Here is a 1,120-nt window from a genome sequence, read left to right on the forward strand (position 1 = left end):
ATAAGGCTTGACGATTGGGAATTAAGAGACGATGTTCAAAAAGAAGTATTGGAAGATTGGAATAAATTAAACAAAGATAATGTTAAAGAATTGGCAGATATGTCTTTGTTTAGACGAGATTATATGAATATGCATGGTTTTGAAATCGAAGGAATAGATTATAGTAAAGATGTTCAGATATAATTTATAATTTAAATATTTTAATTATTATCTAAAGAATATAAAAACATTATTAAATAATAAAAAACCGTCCGTATAAGAATAAATAATACGAACGGTTTTTATTTATTAGAGTTAATCATGCAAATTATGTCAAAATTCTACCTTAATTTTTATTTTAAATATAAAATTATTCTTCAAAAATCAAAATACGAAATTATTCTCAAATAATTATTAGTCGTCATATTGGATACTCCCGATTCTTCCATCCTTAATATTAAAGTCCCTGGAGATTCGGAATACGCTTCTATTTCCCAATATAGCTTATTTTTATTTCTATAAACATATGGACCGTCATAATAGGCGGCCTGTTTCATATCAATTATTATGGGCAGATTTTCCACATAAATCTCCTTTAAATTTTTCTCAAGTTTTCTATCGTCATTTAAGCCTCGATACCTTATGGTGACATTAGTTTTATCGCCTTCTACAATATACTTTTCATAACTCGTATAGGTGCAACTAACAACAGTTAGCAATAGAATTAGATATATTAATATATTTTTCATAATAATTCCTTAATTTTCAAATAGTTTTATATGAATATCGTATATTTTTAATAAAAATTGTCAACAGTTTTATATAAAAATTAAATTTTCTCATAATAAAAAACCGTCCGTAAATTTCTACGAACGGTTTTAAATATTATTTGAGTTAAAATTATGCCAAAGATTTTTTAGCCGCTTCGACTACCGCCTCAAAAGCTTTATAATCGTCTATAGCCAAATTGGACAAAGCCTTTCTGTCGATTATAATATTAGCTTTTTTAAGTCCGTTTATAAATTTGCTGTAGGATATTCCCAAAGGTCTGCAAGCCGCGTTTATACGCAAAGTCCATAATCTTCTCATCATTCTTTTTTTCTGTCTTCTATCTCTATAAGCGTATTTCAAACCTCTTATT

General features: G+C 27.1%; 2 protein-coding genes and 1 pseudogene. 1 reads left to right on the forward strand and 2 read right to left on the reverse strand.

Features of this window, described 5'->3' with window-relative positions:
- A pseudogene (locus tag EZH24_RS12305) lies at positions 1 to 183 on the forward strand (bifunctional NADH-specific enoyl-ACP reductase/trans-2-enoyl-CoA reductase); the annotation flags it as partial.
- Between the two features lie 173 nt (positions 184 to 356).
- Here EZH24_RS12305 and EZH24_RS12310 read toward each other — a convergent pair.
- Together EZH24_RS12310 and rplT are read right to left on the reverse strand one after the other, a co-directional pair.
- The gene (locus tag EZH24_RS12310) at positions 357 to 728 is read right to left on the reverse strand and encodes a hypothetical protein (protein ID WP_137999350.1); all 372 of its coding nucleotides are present in this window, start codon (positions 726 to 728) and stop codon (positions 357 to 359) included.
- Between the two features lie 151 nt (positions 729 to 879).
- Positions 880 to 1,120, reverse strand: a 241-nt coding sequence (rplT, locus tag EZH24_RS12315) for a 50S ribosomal protein L20 (protein ID WP_137999351.1), incomplete at its 5' end; no start/stop codon positions are given.

Source organism: Brachyspira catarrhinii, assembly GCF_005518285.1.
GTDB classification, from domain to species: domain Bacteria; phylum Spirochaetota; class Brachyspiria; order Brachyspirales; family Brachyspiraceae; genus Brachyspira; species Brachyspira catarrhinii.

Excerpts from the sequence above, each read along its gene's own strand:
- EZH24_RS12310 (WP_137999350.1), bottom strand. The coding sequence starts at position 728 with ATGAAAAATATATTAATATATCTAATTCTATTGCTAACTGTTGTTAGT.